The organism is Flintibacter sp., from assembly GCF_046973065.1.
In genome coordinates, this window is record NZ_JBKVXZ010000003.1 from 37898 (window position 1) to 54641 (window position 16744).

Here is a 16744-nt window from a genome sequence, read left to right on the forward strand (position 1 = left end):
GTGTCTGTTTATGCTACCCGTCCAGGGGTCCAGCCTGGGCGGGCTTTTTATTCATCCTCGGATGTAGGATTGTCTGTTGCACGTAATCCGGCGATGAAGGCATCGTTGCAACTCTTACCTTCTTTTATGGCATCTCCAAATGCTTTCCATTTTTTTAATTCGTATTTTTCGCGTTTGGTTTCTCTGTCTACTGCAAGTTTTAATAAATTTGTTGCGTTGAATTTGACATAAGCGGAAACATTATCACGGAGCTGTTCATATTCCTCTTTGGTGATTTGTCCCATTCCGATATCCCCACTAAAGTAAATTCGGGAAGAATATCCAGGCCAGGCTTGAAGCTGAAATCCAAGGGAGCGCAATACACGCTTAAAATCAACATCAAGAGGGGTTACATCTTCTGCGTTTTCAGTCAAGCCCAAAAGCCAATCGGCAGAAGTGTTTAAGGCTCTTGCAAGATCGTCTAGCTTTTTAAGAGGAATATTTTTTATGCTGCCAGTTTCATACCTTTGCAATGTTGATTTACTCATATCTGCCGCATCAGCAACAGCTTGAAGGCTTAAATTCAAGTCAATTCGACGTTGTTTAATACGTGCTGCAATATCATTTAACATTTGTTCCGATTGCATGAAATTCCCTCCTTTGCACTTAGTGGTATCATCATAACCCGAACGGCCCAAATAATCAACAACTTTTTCGAAAAATGTTGCATATTTGGGTTGACATGAACCGAAAGCAATGATACTATACGGTTATCCCAAAAATGCAACGAAAGGAGGGCGCGAAATGGAAGCAAATAAAATTAGAGCGAAGATAAAGGAACATGGACTGAATCAGAATTCCGTTGCAGAAAAGATTGGAATTTCAGCAAATTCACTTAGTAGAAAACTTTGCGGGAAGCAAGATTTTACTTTGACAGAGGTGGTTGCTCTGTGTGAAGTTTTGAAAATAGAAAATCCACAAGAAGTTTTTTTAAACTAAAAATCCCAAATACGCAACATATGGAGGCGAAAAAATGGAATTCAGCATGATCGCGGCAATCAAGGATGCTGGAGAAGGCTTCATTGCCCCGGCAGTCACGCAGTTTTCACGCACAGAGACGGCCAGGACGAAGGAGGCGCAGCAGCTTCTTAACGCCGCCCTTGCTCCGCTGAGTGTGGAACGGGCGGAAGAGGTATCCGGCGCGGCGGAGGAAATGGCGGACGCCTATGCGGAGTTGGGATTTCAAAACGGGTTCCGCTGCGCTGTCCGCCTGATGACGGAAAGCCTGTGTACATGAAAATGTGTCCAATTCGGACACACAAATAACCTCCGCCGCGCGGCGGAGGTACACGAAAGGATGGAAAACATGGAGAAAATCGCTATTTCAGTCCCAGAGGCGGCGGAGATGCTGGGTATGTGCCCGAAAAGCGTCTATCAGCTCACGCGGCGGGCGGATTTCCCTGCTTTCAAGACCGGGAACCGCACCATCATTTCCGTGGAAGGCCTGCGGGCCTGGGTACTTAAACAGGCCACGGGAGAGGAGGCGGCAGTATGAAGGAGGAGCTGACCGAGTACGGGCGGGACTTCGTGGAGAAGCGGATGGTGGAGCTGTCCCGCTATGCCGCGAAACAGGACCGGCTAATCTTCGCTTATGAGGATGCGGCGGTTTCCTTTGCCAACTTCGGACCGTTTGACCCCAGGGGCGTTGAAGTGTTCCGGCAGAAGATGGAGGCGGACAAGCCGTGGGGCTTCTTCATTGGCGGCAAGGGCTGTCCGCAGGAGCTGCAAGGGCAGGACAGGGAGAACGCGGCGAAAGCGCTGGGCCAGTCTTTCCCGGCGGATGTGCTGCAAACGGCGGCGGAGATCGCCGTGAAGGTCAAGACATCCGCCGCGGCGGAGGTATCTACGAAAGGAGCGGTAGAGCATGGTTGAAAAGAAAGGCGCGTTTGTTGACGCCGAAGAAGTCCCCGGCGTGGCGGTCCTGGATGGCAAGGCATACGGAGAAGCAGGCGGCAAGCTGTTCCCTGTGGCGGGCGTCCTCCGTCGCGGCGGAGGTTATATCCAGGTGCTGGATATTCCACAGGTGGAAGAACGGCCCAGCAGGAAGGCGGCGGGAGGCGAAGTGAGCTATGGCTGAAAGGGCAAGGAGCGCTTATTGGTCGGCGGACGATGCGAGCGCAAAAATTGCTATGGCGCGGTCTGTTCTGCGCGGCGTGCAGACAAGCGTGGAGTATAACTTTTTTGACGCCGATTACGGCAAGTATCAGTGCATCATCAAGGAGAACGCCGGGGACATTCAGGTAATGCTTCACGTCATTCATGACCTGCTTAGTAAAGCAGAGGATGCGCTTAAAGAGATCACCGGGAACACGCAGGACAACAGCGTAGAAAGGACGTGCGCATGAGTGAGGCCCAGGCGCGGCGGCTGGCTGCCATGCTGACGGAGCGGCAACGGCGGGATATGCTGCTTTTGGCGGCAGTCCTCCAGGCGGAGAACGGACCGCAGCAGGAAAAAACAGCAGAAAAATAAGCACAATTAGCCTTGCCGGAGACGGCAGGGCTAAACGTGCTTTTACGGAGGAGAGGGCCGGACATGGTAAATGAGGCGTTCATAACGGAGATACAGAGCGGGAACCGGGAACATCTGGAGGAGCTGTGGGACAGTGTGCGGCCCTTTGTGGAACGGCAGGCCCGCCGCCGGGTAAGAGCCTGCCAGAACGGCGGGGCATATTGCGGCACCGAAGTGGAAGACCTGATACAAGATGGATTCCTGGCCTTTCTCCGCGCGGCGGAGACGTACCAGGGCGGCGGGCGAATGACGTTCCTTGGTTGGCTGGATTTGCACTTGAAAAACGCCTTTAACGAGGCCCTTGGCGTCCGCAGGGTGCGGGACTACCGGGAGCCTATACGGTGGGCGGTGAGCCTTTCACAGCCTCTTGGAGACGCAGACAGCGATACAATAGGGGACCTGTTGGCGGAAAAATACAGCGTCGTTGACCGCATGGAAAATGCGATATGGATGCAGCAGCTCCGCCGCGCGGTAAATGAATCCCTTGCGAAGCTGCCGGTAGAATGGAGGCGCATCATGGTGCGCCGGTACTGGATGGGACAGACCTTGCAGCAGATCGCGGCGGCAGAGGGGAAATCACATCAAGCAATTTCGGCAAAAGAGAACAGTGCGTTGCGGAGAATGAGAAAACGGGACGTCGGCGGACGGCTGGCGGAGTTTGCCTGTCAGTTTTAGTGGCGGGCATGATTACAGGGGGCAGAAATGGCAAAACGGAAAAAGACCATCATAGCCGGGCAGATCGTAAAGACTATCATTTACACGGCCCCGGAGCCGTTGGACGGCAAACGCGCCAGGGCAGAGAAGTCCCGCATGACCTCCGCTGCGCAGAAGGCAATGAACGATAAAGCAGCCCGTGGGCGTCTGGAAATGCTGCTGGCGGCCAATTTCACCGGGCGGGACCTGTTTGTAACACTGACATACCGGGATGAGGACCTTCCACAAAACCGGGCCGCAGCGGTGAAGCTGCTGCGGGGATTCATCAAAGCGTTCCGGGCGCACAGAAAAGCTAGGGACCAGGAATTGAAATACATATACACCACGGAAGAAAAGCACGGGGAGGCCCGCTTGCACCACCATCTTGTTATCAACGGGACCGGGGCCGATATGGAGATCATACGGAGCTTGTGGCCCTATGGTGATGTGGTGGATATGGAATATGTGGGACAGCGGGATTTTGAAACGCTGGCCCTATACCTGACGAAGGAGAGCGTTTCCGGGCGGCCTGTGGGGGCGCAGATGTGGACGGCAAGCCGGAATATGAAAAAGCCGGTGGTGAAGTCCTCCTATGTGCCGAATGATACCATGCTGGCCGTGCCGGTTGGGTGCCATATCATAGAGCGGGAAGAGCGGGTAACAGAGTTCGGAAGCTACTGCTATATCAAATACAAGATGCCGCTGCACTGGAACAGCGGTCCGGCATGGAGACCGGAAGGGGAAAAACAAGGCAACTTTGACGCCTTGTTACTTGCTTGTAATTAGATATAACTTTAGGAATGGGGGTAGAGAAAAGGGCGGAAACCGCTTGAAAAGGAAGCGGAGGTGCCCTAACATGAAATCACAAGGGGCTTTTTCGCGCGAGGCGCACGTGCGGGAGGGCTGTCCAGGAAAGGAGCTGTTTTCCATGAACGGAAGAGCTGTTGTTTTATGCAAGTCCACGCCGTCCGGCGTGTTTGTCCCGTGCCCGGTGTGCAGGTCCGGGAAGCTCATGCGGCTGTACCCGGAGACTGCGGCGGCGTGTGTGTCGCTGTATTGCCGCAAATGCAAGCGGGAGAGCGTGGTTGACATCCAGGCGGGGGATAAGTTTGACCGCGTGACGCTGCGGAAAGTCGGGGCGTGAAATCGTAAGGGACGCGGTGGGGTATCCCCCCCTGTGCCTGGGGGAGGATCTGCTTGCCTTCCAGGACCGAGGGGGCAGGCATTTCCGACGGCGGCGGATATGGCGGAGGGGGTTCACAGGCGCACGCACGGGCGGAATACCGGGCGCGCATGGCGCGTGTGTGACGTGATCGCAAACGCCGCGCCTGCGCAAAGCGGGGCCGCAATTCGGCATAAAAACCGGGTAAAAAATCGCGTCGGGCGCAGCGGAAGTGGCGGTACGCTTGGGCGCACGGGTACCTGTGTCCGCATGCGCGTGGATTCCTTGCACCCCGCCCCCCGGGTCAAAAAGTTTTGACTGAATTGCTCAAGACCGCATGCCCCCATTCATGCAAGATTTTTTCCCCACGGCGGAGCGTGAAAGGGACCCCCGGCCCCCAAAAAGCCGAAAGGGCGGATGGCGCCCAATCGCAATGGGTCCAGGACAAAGCAGAAAGCCTTGCGCCCGTGCGGTGCCGTGTGCGTGTGCGGGGGAGACCCCCAGGCAGAATAACGCTGGGCGGAAAACATGCAAGGGGCCCCAGGTCCATACATGCGACAGCGCTGCCACATTGACGCCGCGCATGGGGGTCAGACGTTCGCAAAAACGGCCATAAATTGCGGGAGTTTTTGCGTGTGTTTCATGGCTGGAAGCTACGCCCGCGCCGGAGCGCGCAGGAGTGCCTGCCTGGGCGTGTGTGCCCGCGTATTCCTTGCCCCGCCCCCCCAGGGCAAGAAAGTTTTGGGCGCTACTGCGTAAGACCGCGTGCCACCTCGTATAAAAGAAAAAATCCCGCATCAAGATTTCAGACACAGGAGCGCCGCGGGAGGCCCGCAGCGGCTCCGCCGCGTTGCAGGGTGCTTTGGTATATATCCAGTGTCAAAGGCCAGGAAAGGGGCGAAAAATTTCCCTTGCTTTTTCCCTTAACGCGATTCCTGACGATGGGGACAAGATACCATGTAATACCACGGAGGCGTTGAAACACAGGGCTAAACGGAGCGGAAAACCACGCTGGAAAACGGCTTTGAGCAATTCGAATCCGCCCAGCAGCTCCACGAAAACCGCTCTTTTCAGTAGAAAAGGGCGGTTTTACTTTATTTTTCATGACTTTTTGGCTTGCTTGGAATTTTGGATTAGGGCTTTGACCACAGAACAAGCCACAGACAGAAAAAATCAGTGCTCCGGCGGGATCGAACCGCCGGAGCATTGTGCTTTTCAGCCCGTCTTTGCCTTCCTTGCGGCGATTTCCTGCTTCATCTCCTGGATCAGCTGGGCCAGCTTTTCCTCACACTCTTCCTATGTTTTGGCATATACATTCCGAGCCATGCGCTTTCCATTGACAACGGGAGAGTATCGGCCTTCCCAGAGGTTTTCGCTGATCTGGCTGACACAGCCGGTGCCGGGCTTGCGGCGCTGGCCCTTGTAGGGCTGGAAGGTGGAGGGCGGCGGGTTTCTTGGCACCGTGTCAACTTCTTGGGCGGCTTCGCTTTTGACAATTCCACGGTCTATCTTAGCGGCGGCGGTCCGCTGCATCTCGTCGGTCACATGGGCATAGATGTTCAGCGTGGTACTGCTGGACACATGGCCAATGATGGTCGAAAGAGTCTTGACGTCCATACCGTGCTCCAGGGAAGCGGTGGCGAAGGTGTGGCGCAGATCGTGGAAGCGGAGTCGCTTGCAGTCGGCACGTTTCAGCACAGTGGACAGCCGCTTTCGTACTGCTGCGGGGTCCATGGGGGAGTCCTCTTTGACTGGAGATGGGAACATCCACCGGGAGGTTGGAGTGGTCTGGTAGGCTTTGAGCACATTCAGGACTGGGGGGGGGAGGAGCACAGTCCTCTGGCACGCTTTGGTTTTGGGCGGAGATACCACCAGTTCCCCTCGCGCACGGTGGACCTGCCGTTCCACTTGGAGCGCTCCCGTTTTAAGATTCAGGTCATTCCACTGGAGGGCGCAGATCTCACCCCGGCGCAGACCGGTGGATAACTCTAAGAGCAGAAGCTCATAGCAGCCATCCTCTCTGGCCTGGATCAGTAAACCGCTGGATCTCCATCGGTGTCATCACTTTCATTTCTCTTGGCTTGGCAGAGGGAAGCTTGTATCCCTCCGAAAAATTTCGGAAGATCGGGTTTTCCTCCACGACCTTGTCCAGAGCGGCGTGGAGGGTAGTATGGATGCCTCGGACCGTTTGGTCGGAGAGACCTTCACCGTAGAGCTCGGTGTGTATCAGCTGGCCGCCCTTTTTGAGGGATACATAAAATTCCTGGATGTCTGCAGGGGTCAGTTTGTCCAGCTGGGTACCGCCAAAGGCTGGTATGGTATGCTGATAAATCCGTCGTTCATAGGACGGTTGGGTGTTGGGGCGGAGGTTCGGTTTCTTGTACCCTTGATACCAGAGGTCCAGCCAGTCCGCCAACAAGATTCCGGGTTTAGGTTGGTCCGGCACAAGCTCTTTCGGCGTTTTCCGGAGTTGTGCCAGCTTTGCCGCGCATTCCGGCTTGGTTTTGGCGAGGACATTTTTGGTCACCGGCAGGCCCATGTCATCGTAGCCCACTACATACCGGCCTTCCCAACCACCGTCTTTTCTCGGGTGGAGACTGCCATCACCGCGGTTTCTGCGCTTTGCCATGGGGCCATCTCCTCTCCCAAGTAGTCGGTCAGGCAGCCGCCGACGATTTTGGTGGCTTTCCGGTACATATCTGTGGTCGTGTGGGTGTAGGTGTCCACTGTGAAACTGGCTTTGGTGTGGCCCAGGATTCCGGACAGTGTTTTGGCGTCCACTCCATTCGCCAGCGCGTAGGTGGCAAAGGTGTGCCTGAGATCATGAAAACGAAGGTCGGGCAGATCGTTTTCTGTCAGGATCGCTTTCAACTGTCGGTATGCAGCGCTGGGGGTCATGGGTGCTTTGAGTTTGGGTGGATTGGGAAAGATCCATACAGAATAAGCAATGTCATTAAGTTAAGCGCTTTCCGATAAAAGAGTGCAGAAAGCAGCAACTTATTTCGCGCAATTTTGCGAAAAACGCTAAAAAAGCGAAAGTTAAGAACCGGGGTATTCGCCCCGGTTCTTAGCTTAATAACATTAACTGTAATAGAGCTCTCTTTTTTTACTGGGGCAGTCCAGTCATCTGACTCGTCCCGATCTGCTTATTTTTCGGAGGCCTTCCCTGCCGCGGCCGACTGGCGATTACGAAAACTCTCTATATTTGATAGATGGAGCTGCATCATATGAGCGGCAAGTGCTGAGTCGTGGTCAGCGATGGCATCCACGATGGCCAAATGCTCGTTTATCGTCGTTGGCAGGCATCCCATAGCAAATATGCTTTCGGTGAGGTTCTTATATGCATTCCGGATGGAATTGAACATGACGATGAGAAGCTCATTGTGAGTCATCTTCATCAGGTAGGCATGAAATTCAAAATCATACTGTGAAAGAGCGACGGAGTCCTCTGGGACTTCCTCCATTTTTTTTAGGATCTCTCTTAAGCGTGTGACGTTCTTTTCCGTTGCACGCTTTGCAGCCAATTGGATAGCCCCTATTTCGAATATCTGGCGATACTCGGCGATGTTTTTCACATCGGTCTGCTTAGCGATTGCCTCAAAGTTCATCGCATTCTGGTAAATATCCAAGTCATTTACATATGTCCCAGCTTTGCTGCGGGAGATCAGCTTCAAGGTCTCCAGGGGCGAATAGGCTTCCCGGAGGCTGCTGCGGCCGATATTCAGCTTCTTGCAAAGCTCATTTTCATTAGGGAATACATAGCCTGGAGGAAGCTCACCGCTGATGATAGCATCTCGGATACGCCGAAAGATCACATCGGAAATATTACGGCGTTCACTGGCAACCAGGTCATCCAAGAAAGTCAGCTGCTGTAGTGCGGATGTATTTTTATCGTTTGGAAGTGGCATTGAGTAATAAGTCTCCTTAAAAATAATTTGTAGGTTGCGGCATCTATTCAGATATAGTGCTTGTCTTTCCATATTTTATTTAATTTTCAAATGGAAGTCAATGCTTCCTCCGAAAAAATATGACATCAGACAAGAAGGCTCAAAAGGGAGAAATTTAGCAGTCGATAAAGCATAAAATTTTGCAGATCGCATATTTGCTGTTTGGCACATGATATCAAAACAGTAATTATAGCATGGAAAAATGTTCGGTTTAACAAATTTTGAAGCCAATTTTGTACGAGTTAGCACAATTGACAAACATGTATGACTTTGCTATCATTTATGTAGGATGTAGGACAACATAGATGGTGCGCAATCCTAACATTATTATACTATTACACAAGGAGGACAAGACAATGACGAACCAAGTGCCTAAGACTGATGGACGCGGCTTCCCTTCTGGTGCCTACTTGAACCAGAACCACCCTATGGATCGAACTCAGTGGTTGGAGGATACCTTCCCTGAGTGGGGAAGCTTCTTGAATCGGGAGATCGAGGGCTATGAAGTGCCCAAGGGACAGGTCAGCCTCTGGTGGTGCGGCGGTCCCTCCTGGGTCTTGAAGACCGATGAAGGCGGCATCTTTATGATCGACCAGTACTGCGGTCCCTCCATGTATACGGAGCTGTACTACTGCGGTGTGTGCAAGCAGGCCGGTGCTGACAGCATCAACTGGATCCGCCTCAATCCTCAGGTGATCGATCCTTGGAAGTTCAACCATATCGATGGCATTTTCTGCACCCATGCCCACCAGGATCACTGCGACCTGTACGCTGTGAAGGCCATGACGGCCACCACCGACGCTCCGTTCTATGCACCTCCCGTAGCAGTGAAGAAGCTGCAGGGCTTCGGCGTTCCCGATGACCGCATCGTGGTCGCCAAAGTCGGCGAGTCCGTCAAGGTGAAGGGCGCTGAGGTGGACTTCCTGATCTGCTACGATCAGACCGCCATCAAGACCGGCGAAGGCGATGTGCTGCTGCCCTTCGAGGAAGCTGCCTACTGCTACCTGTTCAAGACCAGCGCGGGCAACATTCTCTTCATGGGCGATACCTGGTATCATGACGGCTATGTGGCAGTTGCCCAGAAGTATAACATCGATGTGGCAATCTTCGATATGGGCTGCAACGCTCCCGGCGCTACCGATAAGATGACTCCGTATGACTGTGCCCGCGTTGGCCAGACTCTGAAGGCCAAGCTGCTGATTCCCGATCACTATGACAACTGGGCCAACACCGCCGGCGACCCTGAGCTGCTGGTGAACCAGTTTACTCGCATCGTCAGCGAGAACACCCCCGAGATCAAGACCATGATCATGCGTTGCGGGGGCCGCTTCAACTATCCCGCTGACAAGGATAAAGGTCGTTACCGCTATCCCGACGGGAGTGAGAATTACGACTTCAGCAAGTCCACTTTTGCCAAGAAATGATCCCCGCTTCGGCGGTCATAAAAAAAGAAAAGGGAGAAAGAACTTGAAAAAATTTACAGCTCTTGCTCTGGCACTGGTCCTTAGTCTTTCCCTCTCCTCCTGCGGCAACAACGGCACGTCTTCCGATGATAACTCCGGCAGCAACTCCGGTGACTCTGCCGGCAAAAAGCAAACCATCAACCTGGTCATCGGCGCGGGCCACACTGTAGGCTCCATGGAATACCTGGACAGCCTGGATAACTTCTTCAAGCCTGAGGTCGCCAAGCGCGTTTCCGAGAACACCGATTATGAGATCGAGTGGACGGATGCTTACGGCACCGTGGCCGGCCTGTCCGAAACAGTGACCGCCACGCAGGATGGCCTGCTGGATCTGTGCGTTATCACTGTCTCCCCTGTTTCCGGCCAGCTTCCCTATCATCAGTACAGCATCTACCTCCCCTTCTGCACTGGTGACAACGCCCTGCTCCAGAAGGTGTCCGACCAGCTGTATGAGGAGTTCTCTGATGAGCTGGTGACCTCCTTCGAGACCCAGTACAACCAGAAGCTGTTGGCTAAGATGGTTCTGGACTCCTATGAGATATTTTCCTCCACTCCCATCGAGAAGTTCTCTGACTTGAGCGGCAAGAAGATTGGAGGCTCCGGCCGTAACCTGCTGTGGCTGGAGAACACCGGCGCTGTTGGCATCCAGTCCAACATGGGCGATGGATACACCTCCCTGCAGACCGGCCTGATCAGCGGCCAGTTCGCTGCTCCTCACTGGGCTGTGAAGGCAAACTATCAGGACATCTGCAAATACGCGACGGACATCGGTCTGGATTCTACCATGGGCGAGTTGCTGACCGTGAACCTGACGAAGTGGAACTCTCTCCCCACTGAGGTGCAGGACATCATCCTGGAAGTCAGCAAGGAGCTGGAGCAGTATCACTTGGAGTACACCAACGAGTGCCGTTCCAAGGCATACGATACTTTTGTGGAGGCCGGCGGTACCATCGTGACGATGAGTGATGAAGAGAAGGCTGCCTGGCTGAACGCCCTGCCCAATATCCCCGATACCGCTACCGAGCTTGGCCCCACTGGTTTGAAGATTCTGGAACGCTATGTGGAGCTGCTGAAGGAAAACGGTGTTAACATTCCCCGCGACTGGCAGTTCAATTATTGATCTCAAAATAGCTGAATCTGACTGGCCGCATATAGCGGGGAATGTCTAAAAGCGCCGCAGGCTTGGCTCATTGAGCATAGGTCAAGTCTGCGGCTTTTTTCCTCTCTGTATAAGAAAAGAAAGGGATGAAAAAATTTACCATGAAAATGTTGAAGTCAATCAATAATGCTCTGATACTCATTTCAAAATTCTTATGTCTGCTGGGCGGCATCATGCTGATCGCCATGATGCTGATTACCTCTGTGGACGTGGGTCTGCGCACCTTTCTCCATTCTGCCTTTAACGGCGCTTCCGTGATCGTCCGTAACTTGCTGGTAGTCGCCATGTTTCTGGGACTGCCCTATGTGACTTTCGTAGCAGGCCATACCCGGTCTGAATTCTTGTATGCGCGGGCTTCCTCCAAAACGAAGCTCATTCTGGACCTAATCGCCGAAGGTATCGGCACCGTACTGTTCCTGTTCATGGCCTACGCTATGATCAAGCCGACTCTCCAATCCTTTGCGACCAATCAGTTTGACTCCGAGGGCACGTTCCTGATGCCCATGGGCCCCTTCTATGTTTTGACACTGTTCGGCGCATGGTTCACATTCTATGCGGCGATTTACAACTTTATTAAGCTGATCGTGAAAGCTGTGAAAAAGGAGGGCGAGAAGGAATGAACACTAGCATTATTATTGCTCTGGTCACCGTTGCATTGCTGTTCGTCTGCGTGTTTGCTGGTGTCCACATTTCGTTTACCCTGATGTCCCTGAGCTTTGTGGGACTATTTTTGGTTACCAGCAATCTTTCTACGGCCCTGAGCGTGCTCTCGACCACCGCATTCAACGCTATCCGCACATATACATACTGTGTGATCCCCCTCTTCATGCTCATGGGCACCATCATGGCAGTCTCTGGTTCGGCTGGCGACTTGTTTAAGTGGGCCCACAAGATGCTGGAGAAGGTCCCCGGCGGCCTGGCTGCCGCCACCGTTATCGGCAACGCTGTGTTCGCGGCCGTGACCGGCGTCAGCGTGGCCTCTGCCACCGTGTTCAGCCAGGTAGCTATCCCCGAGATGCGCAAGTATAAGTATGACTCGAACTTTGCGACAGGTATCGTCTGCGGTTCATCCAATCTGGGCATGATCATCCCGCCCAGCCTGTTCTTTATCGTTTACGGTACTGTGGCACAGGTGTCCATCGGCCAGCTGTTCGTTGGCGGTGTTCTGCCTGGTATCCTGATGGCCACCATCTTCATCATCTATACATCGATCTATGGCACCAGACATCCCGCTGCCATCGGCCTGGATCCTGTGACCCGCAAGCCTCTCTATGAGGACCCTGATCCCAAGGGCAAGCTGGAGTCCACCCTGCGTGCACTGCCCATTGTGCTCTTGATCATCGTAGTGCTGGGCGGCATCTGGGGCGGCTATGTTACCCCCACGGAAGCCAGCGCTATCGGCTGCTTGGGTGCCTTCATCATCGCCCTGTGCAAGCGTTCCCTGACCTGGAAGAGCACCGGTTCCATCCTGCTGGATACCAGCAAGGGCAGCGCCGGCATCCTCATGCTGTTGGTCTCCGCCCAGATGTACAGCCGCCTGCTGAGCGTCAGCGGCGCTGTGAAGTGGGTCTCTACCAGCATCCTCAGTGCCAATCTCCCCAACTGGGCCCTCATCGGCGTGTTCCTGCTGCTGGTCCTGGCTCTGGGCTGCGTCATCGACGGCAACTCCATCATCCTGCTGACAACCCCCATTATCCAGCCGGTGATCCAGGCCATGGGCTACAACCAAGTCTGGTGGGGCGTTATCCTGGTGATGGCCGTCTGCATTGGCCAGATCACGCCGCCCTTCGGCACCATCGTGTTCGCCTGCAAAGGTGTTCTGGGCGACATTGTGGATGTGGCTACCATCTTTAAGCATGCGCTCCCCTACATCGTCCTGATGCTGTTGACCATTGCCATCTGCATGATTTTCCCCCAGATTATCCTGTTCCTGCCCAATATGATGATGTCTTAAAGCGGCCTGCGGCGTCCGGGTAGGTCAACTGCTCCGGGCGCTGCACTATATTTAATGTTAAAAAATGAAAGGACTTATCGGCAATGCAGAAAAAATACTATGTGGGCGATCATGTGGTGACCACCCATCACACGGCTTTTTTCGTAGCAGATCTCGAGGAGAGCGTACAGCTCTATCAGGAGACCTTTGGCTTTGAGGTGCTGTATTACGGTGTGGTAGAAGTGGCCCATGAGCGGCTGGCTATGTTGCGGCTGGGCAATTTCACCTTGGAGCTTCTTTGGGTCCCCACCCACACCCCCGAAGAGCTCCGGGAAAAGTATCTGCAGGTAGACCACCACTTTGCCATCCTGGTGGACGATATCCACGCGGTGAAGGAGAAGCTGCTGAAGCATCCCAAGGTGACCTGTGAGGAAGCCGAAATCCGCAGCGTGCCCAATCTGGGCGATATGGACCTGTTGGTGACCTTCTTCCGGGGGATCAACGGCGAGCGGTTCGAGATCATGCAGAATATCAAGGAACAGAATTAAGGTTTGGGGCTACAGAAAGACTAACTATTAAAAGTCAAGCCTGAAATGAATGGATTAGCAAAAAATTTTAGACGGTTCAAAAAGAGTATAGCAAAGCTGACGTCCGTTTGGACGCCTGCTTAAACTTATGCAAGAGAAAAGATTAAGCGACGCTGTTGTACGGTTGCCGGGATTTCTCCATGGCATAGATCAACCGAACCAACTTTTTGGCGGCGTGGGAAAGTGCGACGTTGTAATGCTTGCCTTCTGCCCGTTTTTTAGCCAGGTAGGCCTCGAAGGTTGAATCCCAAAGGCAGACATATTTAGTTGCGTTGTAAAGAGCGTAGCGCAAGTATTTGGAGCCTCGCTTCTCCATGTGTGAGTACGTGCCAGACAGCGAAAGCTGCCCAGATTGATAAGTAGACGGCGACATGCCGGCATAAGCAAGAATCTTATCCGGTGAATCGAAACGCGAGAAATCGCCAATCTCAGCCAGGATCATAGCGCCCATGCGGAAACCAATTCCGGGGATAGTTGTAATGGGAGACTGCATTTCTTCCATTATGGTCTGGATGGCGGATTCAATGTCCTCGATCTCGGTATTCAGTTCCCGGATCAGGCGGATCGTATGCTGCAATTCAAGAGACTTGGCAGGCATAACAGAGCCAACAGAACATCTGGCGGCATCCCGAAGTTCCGTGGCCATATCTCGTCCGTAGCGGCCTTTGGATGCATCGTTTAAGAGTGCCTTTAGGTGAGTTAGATGAGCTCTGGCAATCTGTTTGGCCCCAGGAAACTCGCTGAGAAGGGCATACACGGAAGCCATATGAAGTGTTGGAACCAGCTTTTCCAACTCAGGAAACAGAATGGTGACCAATCGGGAAACTGACTGCTTCAGCTTTGCTCGCTCCTTTACTTTGTCGAACCTGTATCTTGTGAGTGATTTTAGTTCTTCGTTGTGGTATGCTGTGTCTGTGTAGGACTTGAGGTCCACATCAGACATGAGCATAGCTGCAATGGTTCGCGCATCGACACGGTCTGTCTTCGTTTTGCGGAGGCTGAGGCTCTTTCGGTAAAGGTTGGTGTGCAGAGGATTGATAACAAAGGTGTGCAGACCTTTGTCAAGCAGAAATCCGAGAATGTTGTAGCTGTAATGTCCAGTTGCCTCAAGTCCTACTTTTATTTTATCTTCCGGACGGGCACAGCGATGAATGGTCTGCAGAAGGGTGTCAAATCCCTCTGCATTGTTTGAAATGGTGAATACATCTGCCAGGACTTCGCCTTCCGAGCTGAGGATGAAGCAGTCGTGCTTGTCCTTAGCAACGTCAATACCCACACAAATCATGAAAATACCCCCAGTATGTTTACTTGATGCTGGTTCCACAGGGCTCTTTACGCTTGTAACCTTGTTTCACATAAACCGTCTGGCGGTATCTAACTGATTAACAAACTGGTAAAGGGCTGTGGTTGGAGCCTTTCGTGAACCGTCATGCGGTAGGAGAACGCAACCAATCCACAGCATCCCTTATAGTGTAGCACAGCCCTTGGAGAGGGGCTCTAATAACTACTACTCTATAATACAAGGAGATAGTTAAGGGATGGAACGCAGCAAGAAAATCTTGACCGGAAATGAAAACCAGTATTATCGTGCGACTTTAAAGGCCATGGGCTTTACTACGGAGGACCTAAAACGGCCGGTGATCGGTATCGCCAACGCTTGGAGCGAGTGCGTCCCCGGTCACTATAACCTGCGTCAGGTGGCCCAACGGGTGAAGGACGGTATTTACCGGGCCGGAGGTACGCCTATTGAATTTGGCGTGCTGGGTGGATGCGATGGCATGGCGAACGGCCATGTCGGGATGCATTATATTCTGCCGTCCCGGGAATTGGTAGCCAGTTCTATCGAGAGCATGGCACAGATCAACCAGTTTGACGGCTTGGTGCTGCTTGGCTCCTGTGACAAGATCGTACCGGGGATGCTGATGGCTGCCGCAGGGTTGGACATCCCCTGCATCTTCCTGCCTGGTGGCCCCATGGAGGGCGGCATGGTCTTTGACGGCCGTCAGTCGGATCAGACCACTGCCACGGAAGCCTACGGAATGCTTTCCGCCGGCAAGATTACGGAACAAGAGTATCAGGCTCTGGAGGATACAGCCTGCCCTGGCTGCGGCTCTTGCTCTTATCTGGGGACTGCCAACACCATGTGTAGTCTGGCGGAAGCCTTGGGCATGACTCTGCCGGACGGCGCCAATGCCCCGGCTGCATCTGCTCACCGGTCCCAACTGGGCGAAGAGACCGGCATGAAGATCGTGGAACTGGTCGAGCGGGATATTACAGTACGAAAAGTCATCACACCGGGTTCAATCCGCAACGCCATCAAGGCTTGCCTTGCAATGAGCGGCTCCACCAATGCGGTGATGCATCTGACAGCCGTTGCTCACGAAGCGGAGCTGGACATTGATGTACTGCAGCTATTTGACAACCTCTCTAACTCTACTCCACAGATTGCGAAAATGAACCCAGCCTGCAAATACAACATGATAGATTTCTATCATGACGGCGGGATGCCCAGACTGCTGGAAAATCTTCAGTCCCTGTTGGAAACGGATGTAATGACCGTTACGGGGAAAACGCTGGCGGAAAACATCGCGGAGCACAGGTATCGTTATCCCGCCACGGGTCTGGTAAACCACACACTGGATGACCCCTTCGGCTATAGCGGCGGTGTAGCAGTGCTGCGAGGCAACTTGGCCCCCAGCACAGGCATCACAAAACCTGGTGCATTTGACAAGAGCCTACATCACTTTGAGGGCGAAGCCATCTGCTTCGACTGCGAGGAAGATGCTGAAGAGGCTATTCTGGCAGGCGAAGTGCATGAAGGGCATGTGGTTGTGATCCGTTACGAGGGGCCTAAGGGTGGCCCGGGTATGCGGGAAATGTATAAGGCCATGAAATATCTCTATGGCCGCGGCTTGGCATTGTCCACTGCCTTGATCACCGATGGGCGCTTCTCCGGTACGAATAATGGCTGCTTCGTAGGCCACATTTCCCCCGAAGCCTCTGAGGGAGGACCCATTGCTCTGGTCCGGGACGGGGACCGGATCGTGATCAACGTGGAACAGCGCTCTTTGAACGTGCTGGTCAGTGATGAAGAGCTGGCCGCCCGAAAGGCTGCGTGGAAGGCGCCGGAGCCCAAATTCACCCGGGGTTGGCTGGGCCTCTACTGCAAATTGGCAGGTTCGGGGGCAGAAGGTGCCGTGCTGGATATGAAAAAGCTGAAAGAGCTGTAACGCATAGAAAGGCTGATTTTAA

Annotated in this window: 23 protein-coding genes; 16 read left to right on the forward strand and 7 right to left on the reverse strand. The window is 53.5% G+C overall.

Translation table 11 applies throughout. The features are described 5' to 3' along the window. Positions 1-47: 47 nt before the first annotated feature. Positions 48-626, reverse strand: coding sequence for a helix-turn-helix domain-containing protein (locus ACLTXB_RS01845; RefSeq protein WP_317336358.1), 579 nt, complete (start codon positions 624-626; stop codon positions 48-50). Between the two features lie 157 nt (positions 627-783). On the opposite strand from ACLTXB_RS01845, the gene ACLTXB_RS01850 reads away from it, so the two are divergent. The 10 genes from ACLTXB_RS01850 to ACLTXB_RS01895 all read left to right on the forward strand — a co-directional run bounded on the left by ACLTXB_RS01850 (position 784) and on the right by ACLTXB_RS01895 (position 4385). Beyond that, positions 784-978: a helix-turn-helix domain-containing protein gene (locus tag ACLTXB_RS01850; RefSeq protein WP_317336357.1), complete on the forward strand. Its 195-nt coding sequence runs from the start codon at positions 784-786 to the stop codon at positions 976-978. 34 nt (positions 979-1012) lie between these two features. Beyond that, entirely contained in the window at positions 1013-1276 is a 264-nt protein-coding gene (locus ACLTXB_RS01855) for a hypothetical protein (RefSeq protein WP_317336356.1), read from the forward strand. 69 nt (positions 1277-1345) lie between these two features. Then, a complete protein-coding gene (locus ACLTXB_RS01860; RefSeq protein WP_317336355.1) occupies positions 1346-1534 on the forward strand; it encodes a helix-turn-helix domain-containing protein in 189 nt (62 codons plus the stop codon). Next, positions 1531-1911 carry a hypothetical protein gene (locus ACLTXB_RS01865; RefSeq protein ID WP_317336354.1) on the forward strand — a complete coding sequence of 127 codons (381 nt, stop codon included), beginning with the start codon at positions 1531-1533 and terminating at the stop codon, positions 1909-1911. Before ACLTXB_RS01860 ends, ACLTXB_RS01865 begins: the two co-directional genes overlap by 4 nt. Further along, complete coding sequence (locus ACLTXB_RS01870; RefSeq protein ID WP_317336353.1) at positions 1904-2116, forward strand: hypothetical protein; 213 nt, start codon at positions 1904-1906, stop codon at positions 2114-2116. The genes ACLTXB_RS01865 and ACLTXB_RS01870 overlap by 8 nt, the downstream gene beginning before the upstream one ends. Beyond that, on the forward strand, positions 2109-2384 hold the full coding sequence (locus ACLTXB_RS01875; RefSeq protein WP_317336352.1) for a hypothetical protein: 276 nt from the start codon (positions 2109-2111) through the stop codon (positions 2382-2384). The genes ACLTXB_RS01870 and ACLTXB_RS01875 overlap by 8 nt, the downstream gene beginning before the upstream one ends. Beyond that, positions 2381-2509: a hypothetical protein gene (locus ACLTXB_RS01880; RefSeq protein ID WP_317336351.1), complete on the forward strand. Its 129-nt coding sequence runs from the start codon at positions 2381-2383 to the stop codon at positions 2507-2509. Before ACLTXB_RS01875 ends, ACLTXB_RS01880 begins: the two co-directional genes overlap by 4 nt. 63 nt (positions 2510-2572) lie before the next feature. Further along, on the forward strand, positions 2573-3223 hold the full coding sequence (locus tag ACLTXB_RS01885) for a sigma-70 family RNA polymerase sigma factor (protein ID WP_317336350.1): 651 nt from the start codon (positions 2573-2575) through the stop codon (positions 3221-3223). A 27-nt stretch (positions 3224-3250) separates the two neighbouring features. After that, entirely contained in the window at positions 3251-4027 is a 777-nt protein-coding gene (locus ACLTXB_RS01890; RefSeq protein WP_317336349.1) for a rolling circle replication-associated protein, read from the forward strand. Between the two features lie 142 nt (positions 4028-4169). Continuing rightward, entirely contained in the window at positions 4170-4385 is a 216-nt protein-coding gene (locus ACLTXB_RS01895) for a cysteine-rich KTR domain-containing protein (RefSeq protein WP_317336348.1), read from the forward strand. Positions 4386-5282: 897 nt separating this feature from the next. On the opposite strand, the gene ACLTXB_RS01900 is transcribed toward ACLTXB_RS01895, so the two are convergent. The 5 genes from ACLTXB_RS01900 to ACLTXB_RS01920 all read right to left on the reverse strand — a co-directional run bounded on the left by ACLTXB_RS01900 (position 5283) and on the right by ACLTXB_RS01920 (position 8383). Then, positions 5283-5459 (reverse strand): hypothetical protein, encoded by a 177-nt coding sequence (locus ACLTXB_RS01900; RefSeq protein ID WP_428226079.1) that lies wholly within the window; start codon positions 5457-5459, stop codon positions 5283-5285. Between the two features lie 240 nt (positions 5460-5699). Next, entirely contained in the window at positions 5700-6437 is a 738-nt protein-coding gene (locus ACLTXB_RS01905; RefSeq protein ID WP_412260342.1) for a site-specific integrase, read from the reverse strand. Then, entirely contained in the window at positions 6406-7032 is a 627-nt protein-coding gene (locus tag ACLTXB_RS01910) for an N-terminal phage integrase SAM-like domain-containing protein (RefSeq protein WP_317336347.1), read from the reverse strand. The genes ACLTXB_RS01905 and ACLTXB_RS01910 overlap by 32 nt, the downstream gene beginning before the upstream one ends. Then, entirely contained in the window at positions 6957-7352 is a 396-nt protein-coding gene (locus ACLTXB_RS01915; RefSeq protein WP_412260345.1) for a tyrosine-type recombinase/integrase, read from the reverse strand. The genes ACLTXB_RS01910 and ACLTXB_RS01915 overlap by 76 nt, the downstream gene beginning before the upstream one ends. Before the next feature lie 197 nt (positions 7353-7549). After that, the gene (locus tag ACLTXB_RS01920; RefSeq protein ID WP_081692016.1) at positions 7550-8383 is read right to left on the reverse strand and encodes a FadR/GntR family transcriptional regulator; all 834 of its coding nucleotides are present in this window, start codon (positions 8381-8383) and stop codon (positions 7550-7552) included. A 323-nt stretch (positions 8384-8706) separates the two neighbouring features. Between ACLTXB_RS01920 and ACLTXB_RS01925 the strand changes: the two genes are divergently transcribed. From ACLTXB_RS01925 to ACLTXB_RS01945, 5 genes are all read left to right on the forward strand, one after another. After that, complete coding sequence (locus tag ACLTXB_RS01925; protein WP_412260037.1) at positions 8707-9774, forward strand: MBL fold metallo-hydrolase; 1068 nt, start codon at positions 8707-8709, stop codon at positions 9772-9774. A gap of 43 nt (positions 9775-9817) precedes the next feature. After that, positions 9818-10933, forward strand: coding sequence for a TRAP transporter substrate-binding protein DctP (gene dctP, locus ACLTXB_RS01930; RefSeq protein ID WP_337601201.1), 1116 nt, complete (start codon positions 9818-9820; stop codon positions 10931-10933). Positions 10934-11073: 140 nt separating this feature from the next. Then, a complete protein-coding gene (locus tag ACLTXB_RS01935; protein WP_412260040.1) occupies positions 11074-11592 on the forward strand; it encodes a TRAP transporter small permease in 519 nt (172 codons plus the stop codon). Beyond that, positions 11589-12926, forward strand: a complete 1338-nt coding sequence (locus tag ACLTXB_RS01940; RefSeq protein ID WP_337601199.1) for a TRAP transporter large permease — start codon at positions 11589-11591, stop codon at positions 12924-12926. Before ACLTXB_RS01935 ends, ACLTXB_RS01940 begins: the two co-directional genes overlap by 4 nt. Positions 12927-13009: 83 nt before the next feature. After that, on the forward strand, positions 13010-13453 hold the full coding sequence (locus ACLTXB_RS01945; RefSeq protein WP_412260044.1) for a VOC family protein: 444 nt from the start codon (positions 13010-13012) through the stop codon (positions 13451-13453). 142 nt (positions 13454-13595) lie between these two features. Here the strand turns inward: ACLTXB_RS01945 and ACLTXB_RS01950 are convergent, their stop codons facing one another. Beyond that, the gene (locus ACLTXB_RS01950; RefSeq protein WP_138309038.1) at positions 13596-14777 is read right to left on the reverse strand and encodes an IS110 family transposase; all 1182 of its coding nucleotides are present in this window, start codon (positions 14775-14777) and stop codon (positions 13596-13598) included. Positions 14778-15030: 253 nt separating this feature from the next. Here ACLTXB_RS01950 and ilvD point away from each other — a divergent pair, with 253 nt between their 5' ends. Further along, positions 15031-16722: a dihydroxy-acid dehydratase gene (gene ilvD / locus ACLTXB_RS01955; protein WP_317336450.1), complete on the forward strand. Its 1692-nt coding sequence runs from the start codon at positions 15031-15033 to the stop codon at positions 16720-16722. The last annotated feature ends 22 nt before the right edge of the window (positions 16723-16744 follow it).

Excerpts from the sequence above, each read along its gene's own strand:
- ACLTXB_RS01845 (WP_317336358.1), bottom strand. The coding sequence starts at position 626 with ATGCAATCGGAACAAATGTTAAATGATATTGCAGCACGTATTAAACAA.
- ACLTXB_RS01850 (WP_317336357.1), top strand. The coding sequence starts at position 784 with ATGGAAGCAAATAAAATTAGAGCGAAGATAAAGGAACATGGACTGAAT.
- ACLTXB_RS01855 (WP_317336356.1), top strand. The coding sequence starts at position 1,013 with ATGGAATTCAGCATGATCGCGGCAATCAAGGATGCTGGAGAAGGCTTC.
- ACLTXB_RS01860 (WP_317336355.1), top strand. The coding sequence starts at position 1,346 with ATGGAGAAAATCGCTATTTCAGTCCCAGAGGCGGCGGAGATGCTGGGT.
- ACLTXB_RS01865 (WP_317336354.1), top strand. The coding sequence starts at position 1,531 with ATGAAGGAGGAGCTGACCGAGTACGGGCGGGACTTCGTGGAGAAGCGG.
- ACLTXB_RS01870 (WP_317336353.1), top strand. The coding sequence starts at position 1,904 with ATGGTTGAAAAGAAAGGCGCGTTTGTTGACGCCGAAGAAGTCCCCGGC.
- ACLTXB_RS01875 (WP_317336352.1), top strand. The coding sequence starts at position 2,109 with ATGGCTGAAAGGGCAAGGAGCGCTTATTGGTCGGCGGACGATGCGAGC.
- ACLTXB_RS01880 (WP_317336351.1), top strand. The coding sequence starts at position 2,381 with ATGAGTGAGGCCCAGGCGCGGCGGCTGGCTGCCATGCTGACGGAGCGG.
- ACLTXB_RS01885 (WP_317336350.1), top strand. The coding sequence starts at position 2,573 with ATGGTAAATGAGGCGTTCATAACGGAGATACAGAGCGGGAACCGGGAA.
- ACLTXB_RS01890 (WP_317336349.1), top strand. The coding sequence starts at position 3,251 with ATGGCAAAACGGAAAAAGACCATCATAGCCGGGCAGATCGTAAAGACT.
- ACLTXB_RS01895 (WP_317336348.1), top strand. The coding sequence starts at position 4,170 with ATGAACGGAAGAGCTGTTGTTTTATGCAAGTCCACGCCGTCCGGCGTG.
- ACLTXB_RS01910 (WP_317336347.1), bottom strand. The coding sequence starts at position 7,032 with ATGGCAAAGCGCAGAAACCGCGGTGATGGCAGTCTCCACCCGAGAAAA.
- ACLTXB_RS01920 (WP_081692016.1), bottom strand. The coding sequence starts at position 8,383 with ATGGAAAGACAAGCACTATATCTGAATAGATGCCGCAACCTACAAATT.
- ACLTXB_RS01925 (WP_412260037.1), top strand. The coding sequence starts at position 8,707 with ATGACGAACCAAGTGCCTAAGACTGATGGACGCGGCTTCCCTTCTGGT.
- ACLTXB_RS01935 (WP_412260040.1), top strand. The coding sequence starts at position 11,074 with ATGAAAATGTTGAAGTCAATCAATAATGCTCTGATACTCATTTCAAAA.
- ACLTXB_RS01940 (WP_337601199.1), top strand. The coding sequence starts at position 11,589 with ATGAACACTAGCATTATTATTGCTCTGGTCACCGTTGCATTGCTGTTC.
- ACLTXB_RS01945 (WP_412260044.1), top strand. The coding sequence starts at position 13,010 with ATGCAGAAAAAATACTATGTGGGCGATCATGTGGTGACCACCCATCAC.
- ACLTXB_RS01950 (WP_138309038.1), bottom strand. The coding sequence starts at position 14,777 with ATGATTTGTGTGGGTATTGACGTTGCTAAGGACAAGCACGACTGCTTC.
- ilvD (WP_317336450.1), top strand. The coding sequence starts at position 15,031 with ATGGAACGCAGCAAGAAAATCTTGACCGGAAATGAAAACCAGTATTAT.